Genomic DNA, 20,253 nt, shown 5'->3' with positions numbered 1-20,253 from the left:
CGATGTACGGAAGCGTCACGCCCGGGTTGGTTTTCCCGGCCTCATGGGGAAAGTTAAAAGGAAGCGCGTGCCCGGAGTCAAACGTTCGATCTCCAGCCGCCCCCTGATCTGCCGCGTCAGATTGCGGACCGTGTTGAGCCCGAAGCCGCCGCCGCCGGTGCTGGCGACCTCGTCGGGCAGGCCGATGCCGTCGTCGGCGACGTCGATGCGGACCTCATTGCCCTCCACCTCCATGTCCAGCCGGACGGTGCCGGTCCGCCCATCGGGGAAGGCGTGCTTGTAGCTGTTGGTCAGCAGTTCGTTGACGATCAGCGCCACCGGGACCGCGGTGTCGACCGGAGCCGCCAGCGGCGTGCCCACCGCCACGCTAATCGTCGGCTCGCCGGCCCCCCCGCCGCCCCCGCTGGCCGGTATCGCGTTCTCGGCGATGCTGCGGATCAGGTCCGACAGTTCGACCGTGTCGTACACCGCCCCTTCGCCGTAGAGACGGCGATGGACCTCGGCGATCGCCAGCACCCGGCCGCTGCTTTCCAGCAGTTCCTCCCGCACCTCCGGGCTGCGATGGCGGAGCGCCTGGGTCCGCAGCAGATTGGCGACGATCTGCAGCGAGTTCTTCACCCGGTGGTTCACCTCGTCCAGCAGGACGCGGTTCTCCTGCAGCGCCGCGGCCAGCGCCTGCCCCTCCGCCCATTCCGCCTGATAATCCCGCTCCAGCCGCCGGACCGTCGTGTAGCCGCGCCAGCCGGCGACCGTCACGAACAGCAGCCCATAGCCGATCATTAGCAGTTCCAGGATGGTGGCCTGGCGGCTGCGCCGGGCGAGCAGTTGGCTCTCCTCCGCCCGCATGGCGGCGGTCGTCCGCCGGATCTCGGCCATCATGCCGGCGCCCGTGCCCTCCCGCGCCATGTCGAACGCCCGGCCGAGGCCGGCGTCCTCCACCTGCCGCAGAACCTCGGCCATCCGTTCGAGACGGTCGGCGGTCAGCGCATGCAGGGCCTTCACCTTGTCCTGCTGGACGGGGTTGTCGGCGGTCAGGACGCCAAGACGGTCCAGCAGCGCCCGGCTGCGCGCCACCCCCTGCTCGTAGGAGGCGAACTGGTCCCGGTCCTGCGACAGCAAATAGCCGCGCTGGCTGGATTCGGCATCGGACAGGCTGGACTGCAGATCCTCAACCGTGGAGATGACTTTATGCGTGTGGTCGACCCAGTCGATGGCGCGGCGATATTCGATGAACACGAAGACGAGAAGCAGAAAGCCGACGAACAGGCCGCCGAACAGCACCGCCGATACTCTGGCGGCACGGGCGCGGACCTGCTTCCGCGCCAAGCTGGCATCCGTGTTGATCGACATGGCCTATTCCCGCTTCACGGCGAAGACCGCCTGATCCATTGTCCGGGCAGTCTGTATCTTCCCGCAGGGGCGGCATTGACGTGAGTCAAAATCAGCGGAACTGGAAAAAGAGCCTGGGGACTACCCGCAACATGACAGGGCACCACCGCTACCCGCCCAACGCCGAAGCCAGCGCGTCCTGCAGGCGGGCGGGCTGGATCGGCTTGTGCAGCAGCGCGCACTGCGCGCCGGCCGCTTCGCGCAGACGGTCGGCCGAAGTGTCGCCGGTCAGCAGAACACCGGGAACGTCGCGCGACAGGCGGCGGCGGACCATGTCCATCACCATCAGCCCGGTGGTCCCCTCCGGCAAGCGATAGTCGGCGAGGATCAGGTCGGGCGGTTCGCCCGCGTCGATCAGGCTGTCCAGAAGCTGCTCCGCCTCAGCCCCGCTGCCGGCCTCCATCACGCGATAGCCCCAATCCTCCAGCATCAGGACCAGCGCCATGCGGATGACGGCGTCGTCCTCCACCAGCATGACCAGCCGGTCCGTGCCATCGCCGGTCAGGCTGCCGCCGGCGCTTCCGCCCACGGCCGGATGTTCCCCGCCATTCGCCCTTTGCTCCGTCAGCGGCAGGCTGACCGTGAAGCGGCTGCCCCGGCCGAGCGAGGAGGTCACGTCGATATCGCCGCCCAGCATGGTGACCAGCCGCCGGGCGATGCTCAGCCCAAGCCCCAGACCTTCGCGCCGGTCGCGGGCGGCGTTGCCCACCTGGAAGAAGTCCTGGAAGATGCGGCCGATATGCTGGTCGGCGATGCCGATGCCGTTGTCCCACACCTCGATCTGCAGGCGGTCGCCGCGCCGCCGGGCGCCGAGCAGCACCCGGCCGCCGGGGGCGTAGCGCAGCGCGTTGGTCAGCAGGTTGCGCAGCACCCGCTCGAGCAGTCCCGGATCGGTCCGCGTCGACAGCGACGGGGCCACCAGACGCAGGCTCTGCCCGCCCTTTTCGGCGAGGGCCGAGAATTCACCATGCAGCCGGGCCAGCAGGGCGGCGATGTCGACCGGTTCCGGATTGGGGGCCACCAGCCCGGCCTCCAGCTTGGAGATGTCGAGCATCCCGTCCAGCATGCCGCCCAGCCCGCCGAGAGACGACTGGATCTGCTCCGCCATCCGCCGCGCCCCGGCGGGAAGGCTTTCCTTCAGCAGCAGGTCGGACAGCAGCAGCAAGGCCTGCACCGGCTGGCGCAGGTCGTGGCTCGCCGCCGCCAGGAAGCGTTCGCGGGCGTCCAGCGCCACGTTCAGGTCGCGCTCCAGCGCCTTCACCGCGGTGATGTCGGCGACGCTGGACACCACGGCCTCCACCCTGCCGGCCTGATCGGCGACGGGGTGGCTCGACACCCGCAGCCAGCGGGTGGGCGCGGTCGCCTCCCCCCCCTCGACCATGCCGATGATGCGTTCCACCACCGGTTTGCCGCTGCGCACCGCCTCCGCCGCGGGGGGAAGCCCGTGCAGGCGGTTGCCGTTGGCGTCGATGAAGCGGCGGCCGGCGGTGGTCTGGACCGGTTGCGCGTCCGCCGCGTCATAGGCGGACGCCGTGGGGTCGAGCAGCGCGCGGGCCGGGCCGTCCAACAGCCGCTCGGCCATGGCATTGGCCAGCAGGTTGTGGCCGTCGGCGGCGGTCATCGCCAGCGCGTCGTGCAGCGACTGCACCAGCACGCGGTGCCGCCGCTCGCTGAGGTTCAGCGCCGCTTCCGCCGTCCGCCGGGCGGTGACGTCGCGGAAGGCGACGACGGCGCCTTGGATGCGCTCCTCCATCGGCGCCAGCCGCTTGCCCGATGCCAACATCGGCGAGATGGAGATCTCCACCAGCAGCGTGCCGCCATCCTCGCGGCGCAGCCTTTCACAGGCGACGCGGCGGGGCCGGCCGTCCGTCAGCGACAGGGCCAGCGCGCGGGCCGCCCCGCCGGCCTGGCCAGTGCCCCCGAATGCAGTGTCTCCCTCGCTCCCCGGAAGCCCCGTCTCCGTCTCCGGCGCCGGACCGGCCAGCAGGTCCGACGGCGGCCGGCCGATCAGGTCGAGGTCGAGATGGCCGGTCATCGCCGTCGCCGCGGCGTTGACGAAGCGGATGCGGCCGTCGGCGTCCACCCCCAGGATGCCGTCGCCGACCGACTGCAGGATATGGTGATAGTCGGCCCGCGCCCGCTCGGCATCGTCGCGGGCCTGCTGTACCTCGCGCAGCCAGGCATTGCGTTCGGTCAGGTCGGTGATGGTCAGCAGCACGTCGCCGCGGTCGCTGTCGTCCAGCGTCACCCGGCGGGCGTCGGTCAGCCCGTCGATGATCGTGCCCTGCGGCCCGAGATAGCGGAACTCCTGCCGGACCCATTCGCCGCCATCGCGCAGCCGGCCGAGCGCGGTGAACAGACGGCCATGGTCGAGGCTGTCGACCAGAAGCGTCAGCGGCCGGCCCTTCAGCCGCAGCATCGGCAGGCCGAACTGCCGTTCGGCGGCGCTGTTGGCCTCGCCGACGATGCCGGCGGCATTCACCGCCAGACAGGCGAGCGGCACCGACTGGAAAAGCTGGAGATATTGCAGGCGCGACGCCTCCAGCGCCTGTTGGGCGCCGCGCAGTTCCTCGTTCTGGATTTCCAGCTCGGCCTGATGGACATACAGCTCGTGCAGCAGTTCCTTCATCGAGGTGGCGGTGATGTCCGCCGCTTCGAAGTTTCCGCGGCTGAGGATGGTTTCGGCGCGGCGGCGCAGGCGGCCGGAAGACTCCTCGGTCATTCAGCCCCCCTGTCGCCCTTTGCGGCGCCGTTCCCATTCCCGTCGAGCTGCAATTCCATCAGCCTGCGGTTGGTGATGTTGATGTGGCTGACGACGATGCCGCCGTCACGGTCGTTCAGGCGGGTGGCGTGCATCAGGAACCAGCGCTGCTCGTCGGGCGAATGGCAGGGATATTCGATGGTGAAATCGTCGGCCTCGCCGTCCAGGATGCGGCGCAGCCCGTCATGCACCGCACGGCCGATGCCGTCCTTCTCCTTTACTTCCGGGGTCAGGCAGACCTCCAGATAGTTGGTGCCGACGCCGCAACGCTCGACCGCAGCGGCGCCGTTGCGCTGGGCGAAGCTGCGCCAGGCGGCGTTCACCATGACGATCCGGCCCTGCCGGTCGGTGACGGCGATATGCTCCGGCAGGCTGTCCAGCACATTCTGCAGCCGCTCTTCCGCCAGCTTGGTGTCGGTCACGTCGACGAAGGTCACCACCACGCCGCCGACCTGATTCTTGTCGGTCAGATAAGGCAGGATCCGCGTCAGCACCCAGCGGCCGTCATAGACGCGGACATGGCGTTCCACCGGCTCCTGTCCGTCGAACACCTTGCGGATGTCGGCGAGGAAGTCGGGATAGTCGATGTTGGTCGACAGATGCGCGATGGACCGGCCGATGTCGCGCGGGATGATGTTGATGAATCCGGCCGCCGCCGGGGTGAAGCGGCGGATGACGAAGTCGGTGTCGAGAAACACCGTGCCGATCTCGGTCGAGCGCAGCAGATTGTCGAGGTCGTTGGTGATCTCCGTCAGCTCCTCCACCTTCGCCTGGTATTCGGCGTTGACGGAGTAAAGCTCCTCGTTGACGGACTGCAGTTCTTCGTTGGTGCTCTGCAACTCTTCGTTTGAGGCCAGCAGTTCTTCGTTGGTCGCCTGCAGTTCCTCGTTGGCGGTTTCCAGTTCCTCGATGGTCGCCTGCAGATTCTCGCCGCGCGACAGCAGTTCCTGCTCCAGCCCGCGGATGCGCTCGGCGGCGTCGGCATTCAGGTCGAAGTCGGAATCCGGCACCGACAGCGGCAGCATATTGGCGCGGTCCAGCACCACCAGGGCGAAGCGGCGCCCGGTCTTGCGCGCGACATAGGGCTGGACGCGCAGGCTGATCGCCGCCACCCCCTCGCGGTCCTTCACCGGGATGTTGGACAGCGCGAACTCCTCGCCGGAGCGGAAGGCACGGTTCAGCGCGGTGCCCGTCACCATGGCGACGGAGGAGGGCAGCATCTTCAGCACATTCAGCGTCGCCTCGCCCGCCGGCACCTTCAGCAGGGACGATGCGTCGCCGAACACGTGCATGATCGTCATCTGTTCGTTGACCAGCAGGCAGGGCGGCACATAGGCCTTCATCAGCGTGGCCATCGCCTCGTCGATGGCGGCCCCCTCCTCCATCGCGTGGGATCCGCCGTCGTCGGCATGGCGGGCCAACGGGGCCGCCACCGTCGGCACCAGCAGCCGCGACAGCCGGAACGACCCGGCGCGCAGGCTCTGGAAGACCTTGTTGCGGCTGTCGACCGTGTGGAAATCGCCTTGCAGGTCGCCCAGCGTCTCGCTGGTGCCGAGGAACAGGAAGCCGCCCTGGCGCAGCGCGTACTGGAACAGGCTGAGCACCTTCCGCTGCAGCGGCTGGTCCATATAGATCAGCAGGTTGCGGCAGCTCAGCAGGTCGATCTTGGTGAAGGGCGGGTCGCGCATGATGTTGTGGGCGGCGAACACCACCATGCGGCGGATGTCGCGCGACACCACATAGCTCTCGCCACGCGCGGTGAAGAAGCGGGAGAGCCGTTCCTGCGACACGTCTTCGGCGATGGATCTGGGATATTCGCCCAGGCTCGCCACCTCGATGCTGTCCTGGTCGATGTCGGTGGCGAAGATCTTGACGTCGAAGCTGCGGCCCAGCCGTTCCTGCGCCTCGGCGAACAGGATGGCGATGGAATAGGCCTCCTCGCCGCTGGCGCAGCCGCAGACCCAGACGCGGATCATGTCGGTCGGGCTGCGGTTGGCGAGCAGGCTGGGGATCACCCGGTCAGCCAGGACGCGGAAGGCCGCCTCGTCCCGGAAGAAGCGGGTGACGCCGATCAGCATCTCCTTGTAAAGATTGACCGTTTCGGCGCTGTTCCGCCGCAGCAGGGCGGCATACTCCTCCATCGAGTCGAGCCCGGCACCCTGCATGCGCCGTTCGATCCGCCGCAGCAGCGTCGCCAGCTTGTAATGCGAGAAATCGACGCCAGTGACGGAGCGGATGACCGCGATGATCTGGGCCAGCGGATCGTCGCCCTCCTCGCGCCGCTGGCGGGCGGGCATCGGACGGGCGCGGGCCAGCGCCTTGCGCGCGTGCTCGATCAGCCGGGCCGGCAAATCCTCCGGCGGCAGGGCGGCATCGATCTGGCCGGTGGCGAGCGCGCTGCGCGGCATGCCGTCGAACTGCGCCGTTTCCGGCTGCTGGACCGCGGCGAAGCCGCCGGCCGACTTGATTGCCATCAGGCCGCGCGTGCCGTCCGACCCGGTGCCCGACAGGATCAGGCCGATGGCGCGAGAGCCCTGGTCGCGGGCGAGCGCGGTCAGGAAGATGTCGATCGGCAGGCTCATGCCGCTGCCGGCATCCTTGGTGGTCAGCCGCAGGCGGCCGTCCTCGATGCTCAGGTGCTTGCCCGGCGGCAGCAGATAGACGGTGTTGCGCTGGACCGGCACGCCGTCGGTCGCCTGCACCACCTCCATCTCGGTATGCTTGGCGAGCAGGTCGACCATCAGGCTCTTGTGCACCGGCGACAGGTGCTGGACCACGACATAGGCGAGGTCGCTGTCGCCCGGCACCGCGTCGAAGAAACGCTGCAGCGCCTCCAGCCCGCCGGCCGAGGCGCCGATGCCGACGATGCAGCAGGCCTGTTCCGGCGCAACGCCGTCTTCCGCCGGCTGGGCCGCAATCGCAGCGTCCTCTTGCGGCGTTGTTGTGTTCACGTCAGGTTGCGTGACCGGGGATTCCGTTGGCACGGCGATAAACAAGTCCTTCTGGCGTCGGCTGCCGGTTCTCGGTGCAAGCGAGCCCTTCGCTATATCCGCCGCATCTGGTTTGGTCAACTTGGCTGTCGTAGGACTTCGTCCTCCAACCGCATCATTTTAATTGGAATGCGTCGGATGATGTATCGATTTGACCTTGGTTTTATAACGAATGTATCGTGTCTGAAGTATCTTGCGCCGAGCGGCCCGCATGCATCGTCCGAAAGGCTGGAAAGCCGCGGCCCATCGGGACGGAGGGCCTGACGCGCGCGAAATTCCTGCTATGTTTGCTTCCCAGGCACCACATCCGGGGCGCCACATCCGGGAGCGTCACGGGATTGCCAAGTCAGCAGGAACGGGTCATGAGCTTCACCTCGATCTATCGCCACGGATTCGCGCGGGTGGCCGCCTGCACCACGCGCTGCACCCCGGCCGATCCGGCGGCCAACGCCGCCGCCGTGCTGGAGGCCGCGCGGGCCTGCCACGACAAGGCTGTGGCGGTGGCCCTGTTCCCCGAACTGGCGCTGTCCGGCTATGCCATCGACGATCTGCTGATGCAGGACCCGCTGATCGACGCGGTGGAACAGGCGATCCTCGATCTGGTCCAGGCTTCGACCGGGCTGATGCCGCTGCTGCTGGTCGGCGCGCCGCTGCTGTATGACGGGCGGCTCTACAACACGGCGGTGGCGATCCAACGCGGCGAGCTGCTGGGCGTGGTGCCGAAGCAGCATCTGCCGAACTATCGGGAATTCTACGAGCGCCGCCAGTTCGCCTCCGGCGCCGGCACCGAAGGCGGGACGATCCGCATCGGCGACCTGACCGCCCCCTTCGGCCCCGACCTGCTGTTCTCCGCCGAGGACCAGCCGGGTCTGGTCGTCCATGCCGAGATCTGCGAGGATCTGTGGGTGCCTGCTCCGCCCAGCACCATGGCGGCGCTCGCCGGCGCCACCGTGCTGGCCAACCTGTCGGCCAGCAACATCACCATCGGCAAGTCGGACACCCGCCGCCTGCTGGCCAAGTCGCAGTCGGCGCGCTGCCTCGCCGCCTATCTCTATTCGTCGGCCGGCACGGGAGAATCGACCACCGACCTCGCCTGGGACGGCCAGACCTCGATCTTCGAGAATGGCGAGATGCTGGCGGAGACCGACCGCTTCCCCGACGGCGCCCAGATGGCGGTCGCCGACGTCGATCTCGACCTGCTGCGCCAGGAACGGCTGCGCCAGGGCACCTTCGACGACAACCGCCGTCTGTTCGTTGAGGCGACCGGAGGCTTCCGCACCGTCGGCTTCCGCCTCGACGCGCCGGAGGAGGATGTCGGGCTGCTGCGCGTGGTGCCGCGCCTGCCCTTCGTTCCGGCCGCCGCCGAACGGCTGGAGCAGGACTGCTACGAGGCCTACAACATCCAGGTCGCCGGGCTGGTGCAGCGGCTGCGTGCCACCGGCATCGGCACGGTGGTGATCGGCGTGTCGGGCGGGCTGGACAGCACCCACGCCCTGATCGTCGCCGCCCGCGCCATGGACCGGCTGGGCCTGCCGCGCTCGGGCATCCTCGCCTACACCATGCCCGGTTTCGGCACCAGCGAGGGCACCAAGTCCAACGCCTGGCGGCTGATGACGGCGCTGGGGGTGACGGCCAAGGAACTCGACATCCGGCCGGCCGCCAACCAGATGCTGAAGGACATGGACCACCCCTTCGCCCGCGGCGAGGCGGTTTATGACGTGACCTTCGAGAATGTGCAGGCCGGCCTGCGCACCGATTACCTGTTCCGCCTCGCCAACCACAACAACGGCCTCGTGCTGGGCACCGGCGATCTGTCGGAACTGGCGCTGGGCTGGTGCACCTATGGCGTCGGCGACCAGATGTCCCATTACAACGTCAATGCCGGCGTGCCCAAGACGCTGATCCAACATTTGATCCGCTGGGTCAGCCGCACCGGCCAGTTCCAGCAGGAGGTGTCGGAGACGCTCGACGCCATCCTGAAGACGGAAATCTCGCCGGAACTGGTGCCGGCCGGCTCCGACAAGGCGCTGCAAAGCTCCGAATCCGTGGTCGGGCCGTATGATCTGCAGGACTTCAACCTGTTCTACGTGCTGCGCTACGGCTTCCGCCCGTCCAAGATCGCCTTCCTGGCCCGCCATGCCTGGGGCGACGTCGCCAAGGGCGATTGGCCGGAGGGCTATCCCCTGGAGAAGCGCCGCGCCTACAGCCTGGCCGAGATCCGTGACTGGCTGCGCGTCTTCCTGCGCCGCTTCTTCGGCTTCAGCCAATTCAAGCGCTCCGCCATGCCGAACGGCCCGAAGGTGGCCGCCGGCGGCTCACTGTCGCCCCGCGGCGACTGGCGCGCGCCGTCCGACGGCAACGCCCGCATCTGGCTGGAGGAATTGGAGCGCGAGGTTCCGACGGAGTGAGAGCGGTTCCCGCCCTCCTTCTCGGCCGTCATTCCCGCGAAGGCGGGAATCCAGTCGCATCAAGTGCTTGAGCCGGAAGCCTGGATCCCCGCCTTCGCGGGGATGACGGCTGAAAAAGGCTCTGATGCTTCAGAAGTATGGAAATAAGCAAAAAGGCCGGCGCCCCATCGGAGCGCCGGCCTTTTGCTGTCGATACGAACCTGCTCAGATCGAAATGCGCAGCGATTCCCGGTTCACCGGCGCAGCGTCGGGCGTGGTCATCGGGCGCGGCGGCACGGCCGGGCGCAGGCCGGCGGGCGGCTGGCCCTGAGCCGGGGTGGCAGCGGGCTGGGCGGCAGGCGCCTGTGGAGCGGCGGTCTGCGGAGCAGCGGTCTGGGGCGTGCCCGGATGCGGCTGGGTCGCCTGCTGGGCGGCGATGAACTGGCCCTGGGCGGTCAGGCCGCTGGCGACGTTGCGGTTGATGTTGACCAGCGTGTCGATCTTGCCGAAATCCAGGTCGACCAAGCGGTTCGTCGTCTCGCGGTCGACCAGCAGCGACAGGGCCGCGATGTTCGTGCGGACCTCCGGCGGATGGCCGCAATCCTCTTCGGTGATCGCCGCCTGGAAGATCGTCCACAGGCGCTGATTCAGCTGCAGAGCCTCGCGGAAGGCCTTTTCGTCCTTGGCGTGGCTGGCGGCGATGATACGGCGCGCCGCTTCCGCCAGGGCCCAAGCCTCGACGTCGCGCGGATTGTCCGAGGTCGGCTTGTTGGCGTAGGTGGGAGTCGGCTTCATTCCAAACCCTCGGGGGAAAACCCATCCGGTGGGGCGGACCTGCCCCTTTGCTTCGTCGCGGAAGTGTCGGTTATCCGACGGGCTTTGTCAACGCAACGGGGGTACTTCGGCCGGTCCGCAGGCCCGTGCCGCAAACTGGTCACAAGTCCTATGCGTTTCGGAAAGGAGATCAATTGCGGTTTCCACCACCCGCTCCTCGCCGATGCCGTCCATCAGGCCGCGGTCGTCGGGGTTGGCGGCGACGCGGGCCAGCAGGTCGGCCTGCGGCACGCTGCTGGTCACCACCCGGCCACGCGGCCCCCAGGGACCGTAGATGGCGGGATAGCCGGGACCGAACAGCCCGACGGTCGGCACTCCCGCCGCCGCCGCGATGTGCATCAGCCCGCTGTCGTTGCCGACATAGAGCGCCGCCCGCTCCAGGCAGGCGGCGGCGGCCATCGGGTCGGTTCGGCCGGTCAGGTCGATGGCCTTCGATCCCAGCGCGTCCAGCACCGGCCGTGCCCGTTCGCGCTCCGGCGGGGCAGCCAGCACCGCCACCCGCGCGCCGGCCAGCGGCCCGCCCTCCCCCGTCAGGCGCAGGGCCAGCCGGGCGAAGCGGTCGGCCGGCCATTCCTTGCCCAGCCAGTTGGCCGTCGGCCCGATGGCGAGGAAGGGACCGGTGCCGGCGGGGATCAGGGCGTCGGCCTGCTCGCGGGCCGCCGCGTCGATCCACAGGCGCGGGGCCGGCGGCGGCGACAGGCCCAGCACGGCGGCATTCTCCTCCACCTTGTGCATCGGGCGGACGGCCTTGGCGTGGAAGGCACGGCGCCGGGCCGGCACCAGCCGCCCGACCGCCGAGTTGCGCAGATCGACCACCAGATCCCAGCGCGTGCCGACGCACTCCAGCCACAGCCGCAGCCAATGCCGGGCGTAGGAGCGCTTGGCCAGCGGGATCAGCCGCTCCAGCCCCGGCACGGCACGGAACAGCGGTGCCGGCAGCGGCCCGCAGGCGATGGTCAGCCGCGCGCCCGGATAGGTCCGGGTCAGATGGTCGAGCAGCCCGGTCGACAGCACCGCGTCGCCCAGCCGGTTGGAGGTGATGAAGAGGATGCGGCTCATGACGCCGGCCCGGCCGCCGCATCATGTCCGGAAGAGGCCCCATCCGGCGCGCCCTGCCGCCTTGTGGGCCGCAGGCTGAGGCCGCGCGACATCACCCACAGCGCCGGCAGCAGCGCCACCAGCGGCATGGCGTACATCAGCGGCACGAAGACCGTCGCCTTGCCGGCGAGGCTGGTCAGTCCCAGCGCCCCAGCCTGCAACCCCATCACCAGCAGCACGGCGATGGTGACGCGGGAGGACTGGCCGCGCCGGTTGAACTCGCCCGACAGCAGCGCAGACAGCGCCACGAGCGCATAGGTCAGCGCCAGCAGCGGCGAGGAGAAGCGGTGGTGCAGCTCCGCGATCAGGCCGCGGCGCATGCGGTCGTCCTGGGCCGGGACGTTGCCGTCCATCAGCTCCGCCGTCGTGCGTTCGCGGGCGTCGGGCCAGCGCTCCGCCGCCTGGGGCGCCACCGCCTTCAGGTCCACGGCATAGCGGTCGAAGAACAGCTGCGACAGCCGGTTGGTCTTGCGGTCCAACTCCTGCCGATTGCCGTCATAGACGATGAAGCGCGTGCCCTCCGGCCCGGTCTGCATCACCGCGCGGTCGCCCATGATCGTCACCGGCCTGTCCGGCTGGCGGCCGTCATGGATCAGCACCTTGTGCAGGTTGCCGTCGGCGTCGCGGTCGCGCAGGAAGACGCTGAAACGGTCGCCGACCTCGTTGAACACGCCTTCGCGCAGGAACAGCTGCGAATAGTCGCTGCGCACCGTGTATTCCATCCGCACCAGCTCGCGGTGGGCGGCCGGGGTGATCCAGACGTTCAGGAGGAAGACGATGGCCATCACCCCCACCGCCAGCACCAGCGCCGGTTTCGACAGCGAGAAGGGACCGACGCCCGCCGCCCGCATCACCACCAGTTCGCTGTCCGTCGCCATCTTGTTGTAGGTGAACAGGATGGCGCCGACCAGCGCCAGCGGCAGCACGATGCCGAGGAAGGTCGGCACGGTCAGCAGCAGCAGCCACAGGAACATGCCCATCGGCGCGCCGGCGCTGACCACGATCTCGATCAGGCGCAGCGACTGGCTGAGCCAGATGGTCAGCGTCAGGCCGGCGGTCGAATAGAGCGTGGCGATCAGCAGGTTGCGGAACAGGTACCGTTGCAGTCGGTTCATGGAGATCGGCCGAGATCTGTATAAGGCCGGCAAGCTGACCGCCCCGGCCCGCCGGGTCAAGTGTTGAAAACCGGCGGCGGCGATACGGGTGGCCCGCCGCATCCACATTGCACATTGGAACACCCTGCCTGGAAAGGGCTGGCACCGGCCGACGCCAACCGGTATGACGGTCGTCATGGCGACGATCCAGGAAGCGATGGCTGCCGCGGTGGCGCATCATCAGGCTGGCCGGCTTGCCCAGGCGGCGGCCCTCTACCATGCCGTGCTCGACGCCATGCCCGGCCATGCCGACGCCGCCCATCTGCTGGGTGTCGTCCATCTGCAGTCGGACCAGCCCGACCGCGCCGTCTCCCTGATCCGCGGCGCCATCCAGCACAATCACCGGGTCGCCGACTATCACGACAATCTCGGCAGCGCCCTGAAGGCCCTCGGCCGGCTGGAGGAGGCGGTGGCGGCCCACCGGCAGGCGGTGCGCCTGCGGCCGGAATTCGCCCAGGCGCTCTACAATCTGGGCAACGCGCTGGAGGCGCTCGGCCGGCTGGAGGAGGCGGCGACCGCCTTCCGGCAGGCGGCGGCGCGGCGTCCCGGCTATGCCCGTGCCCGCTTCAACCTGGGCAACGTGCTGGCCGCCCTCGGCCAGCGGGCCGACGCCGACGACGCCTATCGCGCCGCACTGGCCGACGATCCGACCTTCGTCGAGGCGCATGCCAACCGCGGCAGCCTGCTGCTGGCGCTGGACCGGCCGCAGGAGGCGGCGGCGGCATTGGCCCGCGCGCTGGCGCTGCGCCCCGACCATGCCCCGGCCCTGTCCAACCTCGCCGCAGCCCGTCTGGCGCTCGGCGACCGCGACAGCGCGGAGAGCGCCGCCCGCCATGCCGCGGCAGCCCGTCCGGATCTGGCCGACTGCCTGCTGCGCCTGGGCGAGGTGCGGCAGCGTGCCGACCGGCTGGGCGCGGCGGCCGACGCCTACCGCGCGGCGCTGGCGCTGAACCCGGCGCTGGCGGAGGCGCATGCCAACCTCGCGCTGGTGCGGCAGGGCCAGGGGCTGCTCGACGCGGCGGAGCTGGGCAACCGGCGGGCGCTGGCGCTCGATCCCGCGCTGGCCGACGTGCGCTCCAACCTTGCCTATCTGCTGCTGTTCCGGCCGGGGGTGACGGCGGCGGCGGTGCTGGAGGCGCATCGGGACTGGGACCGCGTCCATGGCGCCCCCCACCGCGGGCGGTGGGTCAAGCCTGGAAAGGCGACCGCCGGCAAAGGGCCGCTGACGGTGGCCATCCTGTCCGGCGACTTCCGCCGCCACCCCGCCGGCCTGTTCGCCGTCCGCACGGTGGAGGCGCTGCCCGCCCACGACATCCGCCTGCTGCTTTACGCCAACCAGACCGAGTCCGACGACGTGACCGGCCGCTTCCGCCGGGCGGCGGCACGCTGGACCCCGGTCGCCGGACTGCCGGATGCCGAGGTGGCGAGCCGGATCCGCCACGACCGGCCGGACGTGCTGATCGACCTCGCCGGCCACAACGCCCGCGGCCGTCCCGGCGTCTTCGCGCGCAAGCCGGCGCCGGTGCAGGTCGCGTGGTCCGGCTATATGGCGACCACCGGGCTCGCCGCCATGGATGCGCTGGTCGCCGACCGCCACCATGTGCCCGACGGCATGGAGACCTTCTATGCGGAGCGGGTGCTGCGCATGCCCGACGCCTTCATCGCCTACGACCCGCCCGGTGACGATACGGAGCTTCCGCTGACGCCGCCGCCCTGCCTGTCGGGCGGGCCGGTGACCTTCGGCAGCTTCAACATCCTGACCAAGCTGAACGACGGCGTGCTGGCGGCCTGGGCGGCGATCCTGCAGCGGGTGCCGGACTCCCGTCTGCTGATGAAGACCAAGGCGCTGTCCTGCCCCGTTACCGCCGATCTGTGGCGCGGCCGGCTGGCCGCCGCCGGCATCGACCCCGGCCGGGTGACGTTGGTCGGCGCCACCAGCAGCCTGGACCATATGCGCCACTGCGCGTCGGTCGACGTGGCGCTCGACCCCTTCCCCTTTTCCGGCAGCACCACGACGCTGGAGACGATGTGGATGGGCGTGCCGGTCGTCACCCTGCCGGGGGAAACCTTCTCCAGCCGCCATTCGCTGGCCTTCCTGACCGTGGCGGGGGTGGAGGGCTGCATCGCCGCCGATCCGGCCGACTATGTGGAGCGCGCCGTCACCTGGGCCACCGACCCGCAGCGGCTCGAGGAACTGCGCCGAACCTTGCGCAACCGCATGGCCACCGGCCCGCTGTGCGACGGCAACCGGGTGGCCGCCGCCCTGGCTGCGGAACTGCAGGCGCTCGCCCGGCCACACTGACGTCCGTAACGGAACCAACGCGCCGGCATCGCCGTTGACCGTGGGTACTCCCTCCACGCCCACAGACGCGGGATTTCGGCGCATGCACAGCACCATACGGCCAGCCCTCATGCTTTCCGCGACGGTCGCGGTCCTGTCGCTCGCCGGCTGCGGCGATCAGGCGACGCTGCCGGTGTCGGCCGGCACCGGCCCCAACCCGACCCTGCCGGAACCGAATTCCTCGCTGATCCCCACGGTCAACATCGCCGACGCCATCGGCTGGCCGCAGGGCGCACAGCCTGTCGCCGCCCAGGGATTGAGCGTCACCCCCTTCGCCACCGGGCTGGACCATCCGCGCTGGCTGCTGGCTCTGCCCAACGGCGACATCCTGGTGGCGGAGACCAACGCTCCGCCGAAGCCGGAGGACGGCAAGGGCATCAAGGGCTGGGTGATGGGGCTGGTGATGGGCAAGGCCGGCGCCAAGACGCCCAGCGCCGACCGCATCACCCTGCTGCGCGACACCGACGGCGACGGCAAGGCCGATGTCCGCGAACCCTTCCTGCAGGGGCTCTATTCGCCCTTCGGCATGGCGCTGGTCGGCAATGACCTCTACATCGCCAACACCGACGCGGTGGTGAAGGTGCCCTACAAGGAGGGCGACACCAAGATCACCGCCAAGCCGGTGAAGGTCGTCGATCTGCCGGCCGGGCCGATCAACCACCATTGGACCAAGAACATCATCGCCAGCCGCGACGGCAGCAAGCTCTACGCCACCGTCGGCTCCAACAGCAATGTCGGCGAGAACGGGATGGAGGCGGAGCAGGGCCGCGCCGCCATCTGGGAGATCGACCTGAAGACGGGGGCGCACCGCATCTTCGCATCGGGCCTGCGCAATCCCAACGGCATGGACTGGAACCCCGTGACCGGCGAGCTGTGGACCTCCGTCAACGAGCGTGACGAGATCGGCAGCGACCTCGTCCCCGACTACATGACCTCGGTGAAGGACGGCGCCTTCTACGGCTGGCCCTATAGCTATTACGGCCAGCATGTCGACCAACGGGTGGAGCCGCAGCGCCCCGACCTCGTCGCCAAGGCGATCCCGCCCGACTACGCGCTGGGTCCGCACACCGCCTCGCTCGGCTTCACCTTCTCCAGGCCCGGCGAGTTGCCGCCGAACCTGCAGCAGGGCGCCTTCATCGGCCAGCACGGATCGTGGAACCGCGAGCCCGCCAGCGGCTACAAGGTGATCTTCGTGCCCTTCCAGAACGGCAAGCCGGCGGGCGACCCGGTCGACGTGCTGGCCGGCTTCCTCGACAAGGACGGCAAGGCGCAGGGCCGCCCGGTCGGCGTCACGCTGGACAACAAGGGCGCGCTGCTGGTCGCCGACGATGTCGGCAACGCGGTCTGGCGCGTCAGCGGCAGCAACGCGGCGCAATCGGCGGAACGGCCGGCGGAACGGCCGGACCAGCCGTCGCAGTGACACGATCGAAGGGGAGACGGACATCCCTCCTCCCCTTCCGCCGCCGATGGCGCGATACTGGGGCCATGATCTATCTCGACCATCTGGCCTCGACGCCGCTCGACCCGCTGGTGCTGGAGGCGATGCTGCCCTGGATGCGGGCGCAAGCGGCCGGCAACCCGCACGCCGCCCATCCGGCCGGCTGGCGCGCCGCCGACGCCATCGCACAGGCGCGGGTGGAGGTCGCGGCGCTGGTCGGCGCGCAGCCGGGCGAGGTGGTCTTCACCTCCGGCGCCACCGAGGCCAACACGCTGGCGCTGCTGGGCGGCGTCCCGGCGGGCGGCGCCTGCGTCGTCTCAGGCGTCGAGCATGCCAGCGTTCTGGCTTGCCTGCCGGAGCTGCGGCGGCGCGGCCATGCTGTGGCGGTCCTGCCGGTGGATTCCGGCGGCCGGGTCGATCCCGCCGTCTTGGACAGCACCCTGAGCGATCTGCCGAAACCGGCGCTGGTCTCGGTGATGGCCGCCAACAACGAGGTCGGGACGGTCCAGCCGCTGGCCGAACTGGCGGCGGTGGCGGCGCGCCACGGCGCGACGATGCACAGCGACGCGGTGCAGGCCCTCGGCACCCGCGCCCTCGACATGGCGGCTCTCGGCATCCACGGCCTCAGCCTGTCGGGACACAAGCTGTATGGACCGATGGGGATCGGCGCCCTGATCGTCCGCCGCCCCTTTCGGCCGGTGCCGGCCTCGCCCGGCGGCGGACAGCAGCGGGGCCTGCGCGGCGGAACCTTGCCGACGCCACTCTGCGTCGGGTTGGGCGTTGCCTGCCGGCTGGCCCACGAACGGCGGGAGGAGGATGCCCGGCGCATCGGCGACCTGCGCGACCGGCTTTGGCAAAGGTTGCAGAGCCGTCTGCCCGGCATCCGCCGCAATGGCGCGGCGGATGGTCTGGCCGGCTGCCTGAACGTCACCATTCCCGGCATCGACGCCGCCGACCGGCTGCTTGATCTGCCGGAGCTTGCCGTCGCCACCGGCTCCGCCTGCCACAGCGGCGCGAGCGAGGCGTCGCATGTCCTGCTGGCGCTCGGCCTCTCCGTCATGGATGCCCATGCCAGCCTGCGATTCGGCCTCGGCCGCGGCACGACGGCGGCGGAGGTGGACGAGGCGGCCGACCGGCTGTCCGCCGCGCTGGGTTCGGTGAAAGCAGGGGGAATGAATCGCCCGGCCTGAGCGTCCTTATCCAACTGGCTCTGCCAGCGAGGTCCATCCCGGCCACAAAACAAGCAGCCACGGAGGAAACCCATGATCAGTGCAAGCGTCAGGATCGCGGCGGCGACCGCCTTCATGCTGGCGATCCCAGGGGCTGCGGCCGCGCAGCAGACAGGTCCTTCCGCCATGACGTTCTTCGTCACCAGCGTCGGCACCGGAAAGGGAGCCGATCTCGGCGGGCTGAACGGCGCCGACCGGCATTGCCAGCAGCTGGCCGAGGCTGCGGGCGCCGGCAACCGCACGTGGCGGGCCTATCTCAGCACCCAGGCCGCCGACGGCCAGCCGACGGTCAATGCGCGCGACCGCATCGGCAAGGGCCCCTGGCAGAACGCCAAGGGCGAAGTAATCGCCCGCTCGGTCGAAGAGCTGCACGGGACCAACGCCCTGACCAAGCAGACCGCATTGAACGAGAAGGGTGAAACGGTCAACGGCCGCGGCGACCAGCCCAACATGCACGACATCCTGACCGGGTCGCAGCCGGACGGCACCGCCTTCCCCGCCGGCCAGGACATGACCTGCGGCAACTGGAGCAGGAGCGGCACCGAGGGCGCCGCCATGCTGGGCCACCACGACCGCATGGGCCTGAACGAGGAGCCGCCGGCGAAATCCTGGAACTCCTCGCATGCCTCGCGCGGCGGCTGCAGCCAGGACGCGCTGAAGGGCACCGGCGGTGCCGGCCTGCTCTATTGCTTCGCGGCGAACTGAACGGCCAGGACTTGGTCAAGGCGGGGGATGGAGGTGTCATCCCCCGCCCATCCCATCGCCGCTAGAACAGCAGCCGCGCGCCGACCTTCACCACAGCGGCCAGGGAATCGGCACTGGTGTCGATGTCGGTGTCGGCCATCACCTGCCAGCGCGGCGTGATGTGATAGGTCAGGTCGGCCAGATATTGGCCGCCGGCGACGCCTTCATAGGGGACCGTCCGCCGCACCCGCAGCGACAGGGTCATGTCGCCGCTGCCATAGGCCAGCGCCGCGTTCAGGCTGCGGAGCGAGGCACCGTCCGCCTCCTCCTGCTGGCGGAGGTCGCCGTTCAAGGTCACGCTCTTCCAGGCCAGTTGGGTGCCGACCATCCAGGTCTGGCGCGGCAGCCGCCGGCTGTCGCTGCGCACCCGCGCCCGGCTGGTGCCGGCGGTCAGCCGGGTGCTGATGGCGCCGAGTTGCATGGTCTTGCGCACCGCCGCCTCCACCAGATGCATCGCTTCACGCGGATCGGCCATGTCGCCGTTGCCGCGGGGCATCGGCGTATAGCTGGCTCCCACCTCGAACCCCCGCAACGGCGGGGTGTAGTAGGTCACTTTCGCCGAGTTGCTTCCAGCCCCGAAGGATGTCGGCAGGATCGACGATCCCACCAGCCGGTTGCGGGCACTGTCGGTCTGCCCGATCTCCAGCTCTCCCCACGAAACATCGACCTGCAAGAAATGTCGCTGATCTGCAACACTACCCTTTTGGTAGAGAATATCAGCATACGCCTCACCGGTCGAAAAAATCGCCACTGCCGCCAGAATAGGCATGGAAATTCGTCGTTGCATGGGTAAGACCTGTGCTGTTTGGCCGAGGATCGACTATCCTTTTGGTCGACACGACCCTGTGTATCCTTTCTCCTTTGTGGGATGTTCGTCTAAAATTCTGACAAAACTGTGACCTGGTCTTTGCATGTTGCGGTGCAAAGATAGGCGATGGCTCGCGTATTGCGGGAGGGCGATTGGTGGAGTGCGGGCTTACGAATGCCCCCACCTGACCTCCCCCGCTCTCAGCGGACCTACGGTCCGCCTGCCGCGTCAGCACAAAGCAAAGCTCTGTGCGAGAGCTGGGCGGGGGAGGTCAGGTGGGGGTCTAACTCAGCAAATGCCAGCCTCAGGCCACCGCCCGCACCACCACCCCTGCCTCTTCCAGCGCCCGGCGCACCGTCGCCGCCATCGCCACGGCGGTCGGCGTGTCGCCATGGACGCAGATGGTGTCGGCGACGATCGGCAGCCGGGTGCCGTGGCGGCTTTCCACCGCACCGTCCAGCACCATCCGCACCACCCGCGCGGCGGCCAGATCCGGGTCGTGGATCACCGATCCGGCCACCGTCCGCGGCGTCAAGGTGCCGTCATCCTCATAGGTGCGGTCGGCGAAGGCCTCGCGCGCCACGCGTAGCCCCACATCCTGCCCGGCGCGCTCCATGGCGCTCAGCGGTGGGACAACGAACAGCAGGGCGGGGTCCACCGCTTTGACCGCGCGGGCGATGGCGCCGGCCAGATCCGGCTCCACCGCCGCCATGTTGTAGAGCGCGCCGTGCGGCTTCACATGGGTCACCCGCTGGCCCGACAGAGCGGCACAGGCCTGGAGCGCACCCACCTGATAGGCGACCAGCCGTTCGACCTCCGTCACGGTGATGCCGCGGATCACCCGACGGCCGAAGCCGGAACGGTCCTCGAATCCCGGATGGGCGCCGATGCGCACCCCCTTTTCCCCCGCCAGCCGGGCGGTGTCGGCCATGATGGTGGGATCGCCGGCATGAAAGCCGCAAGCGATGTTGGCGGAGGTGACGATGTCCAGCATCGCCCGGTCGTCGCCCATGGTCCAGGCGCCGTACCCCTCCCCCATGTCGCAATTCAGATCGATGCTCGGCATGGCGTTTCTCTCAA

The 20,253-nt window shown here is 69.3% G+C and carries 13 protein-coding genes; 5 read left to right on the top strand and 8 right to left on the bottom strand.

Features of this window, described 5'->3' with window-relative positions:
* Window positions 1-15 precede the first annotated feature (15 nt).
* The 3 genes from B9N97_RS10190 to B9N97_RS10180 form a co-directional block, all read right to left on the bottom strand.
* Window positions 16-1,350: a sensor histidine kinase gene (locus tag B9N97_RS10190; RefSeq protein WP_085085952.1), complete on the bottom strand. Its 1,335-nt coding sequence runs from the start codon at window positions 1,348-1,350 to the stop codon at window positions 16-18.
* Window positions 1,351-1,498: 148 nt separating this feature from the next.
* The gene (locus B9N97_RS10185) at window positions 1,499-4,111 is read right to left on the bottom strand and encodes a PAS domain S-box protein (RefSeq protein ID WP_085085950.1); all 2,613 of its coding nucleotides are present in this window, start codon (window positions 4,109-4,111) and stop codon (window positions 1,499-1,501) included.
* Window positions 4,108-7,101, bottom strand: a complete 2,994-nt coding sequence (locus B9N97_RS10180; protein ID WP_244560645.1) for a chemotaxis protein CheB — start codon at window positions 7,099-7,101, stop codon at window positions 4,108-4,110. The genes B9N97_RS10185 and B9N97_RS10180 overlap by 4 nt, the downstream gene beginning before the upstream one ends.
* A gap of 401 nt (window positions 7,102-7,502) precedes the next feature.
* Here B9N97_RS10180 and B9N97_RS10175 point away from each other — a divergent pair, with 401 nt between their 5' ends.
* Window positions 7,503-9,548 carry an NAD(+) synthase gene (locus B9N97_RS10175; protein WP_085085948.1) on the top strand — a complete coding sequence of 682 codons (2,046 nt, stop codon included), beginning with the start codon at window positions 7,503-7,505 and terminating at the stop codon, window positions 9,546-9,548.
* 204 nt (window positions 9,549-9,752) lie between these two features.
* On the opposite strand, the gene B9N97_RS10170 is transcribed toward B9N97_RS10175, so the two are convergent.
* The 3 genes from B9N97_RS10170 to lptF form a co-directional block, all read right to left on the bottom strand.
* A complete protein-coding gene (locus tag B9N97_RS10170; RefSeq protein ID WP_085085946.1) occupies window positions 9,753-10,322 on the bottom strand; it encodes a flagellar biosynthesis regulator FlaF in 570 nt (189 codons plus the stop codon).
* A gap of 87 nt (window positions 10,323-10,409) precedes the next feature.
* Window positions 10,410-11,420, bottom strand: coding sequence for a glycosyltransferase family 9 protein (locus B9N97_RS10165; protein WP_085085944.1), 1,011 nt, complete (start codon window positions 11,418-11,420; stop codon window positions 10,410-10,412).
* Window positions 11,417-12,574 (bottom strand): LPS export ABC transporter permease LptF, encoded by a 1,158-nt coding sequence (lptF, locus tag B9N97_RS10160; RefSeq protein ID WP_085085942.1) that lies wholly within the window; start codon window positions 12,572-12,574, stop codon window positions 11,417-11,419. Before lptF ends, B9N97_RS10165 begins: the two co-directional genes overlap by 4 nt.
* A 175-nt stretch (window positions 12,575-12,749) precedes the next feature.
* Between lptF and B9N97_RS10155 the strand changes: the two genes are divergently transcribed.
* From B9N97_RS10155 to B9N97_RS10140, 4 genes are all read left to right on the top strand, one after another.
* Window positions 12,750-14,915 carry an O-linked N-acetylglucosamine transferase, SPINDLY family protein gene (locus B9N97_RS10155; RefSeq protein ID WP_244560644.1) on the top strand — a complete coding sequence of 722 codons (2,166 nt, stop codon included), beginning with the start codon at window positions 12,750-12,752 and terminating at the stop codon, window positions 14,913-14,915.
* A gap of 109 nt (window positions 14,916-15,024) precedes the next feature.
* On the top strand, window positions 15,025-16,374 hold the full coding sequence (locus B9N97_RS10150; protein ID WP_085085938.1) for a PQQ-dependent sugar dehydrogenase: 1,350 nt from the start codon (window positions 15,025-15,027) through the stop codon (window positions 16,372-16,374).
* Window positions 16,375-16,439: 65 nt separating this feature from the next.
* Window positions 16,440-17,582, top strand: a complete 1,143-nt coding sequence (locus B9N97_RS10145) for a cysteine desulfurase family protein (RefSeq protein WP_085085935.1) — start codon at window positions 16,440-16,442, stop codon at window positions 17,580-17,582.
* Between the two features lie 72 nt (window positions 17,583-17,654).
* Window positions 17,655-18,326, top strand: a complete 672-nt coding sequence (locus tag B9N97_RS10140) for a hypothetical protein (protein ID WP_085085933.1) — start codon at window positions 17,655-17,657, stop codon at window positions 18,324-18,326.
* Window positions 18,327-18,387: 61 nt separating this feature from the next.
* Here the strand turns inward: B9N97_RS10140 and B9N97_RS10135 are convergent, their stop codons facing one another.
* Window positions 18,388-19,134, bottom strand: coding sequence for a porin (locus B9N97_RS10135; RefSeq protein ID WP_348520081.1), 747 nt, complete (start codon window positions 19,132-19,134; stop codon window positions 18,388-18,390).
* A 343-nt stretch (window positions 19,135-19,477) separates the two neighbouring features.
* A complete protein-coding gene (locus B9N97_RS10130) occupies window positions 19,478-20,239 on the bottom strand; it encodes a LamB/YcsF family protein (RefSeq protein ID WP_085085929.1) in 762 nt (253 codons plus the stop codon).
* Window positions 20,240-20,253 lie beyond the last annotated feature (14 nt).

The organism is Azospirillum oryzae, from assembly GCF_900177515.1.
Taxonomy (GTDB): Bacteria; Pseudomonadota; Alphaproteobacteria; order Azospirillales; family Azospirillaceae; genus Azospirillum; species Azospirillum oryzae_A.
This window is presented reverse-complemented; position numbering and strand designations above follow the sequence as displayed.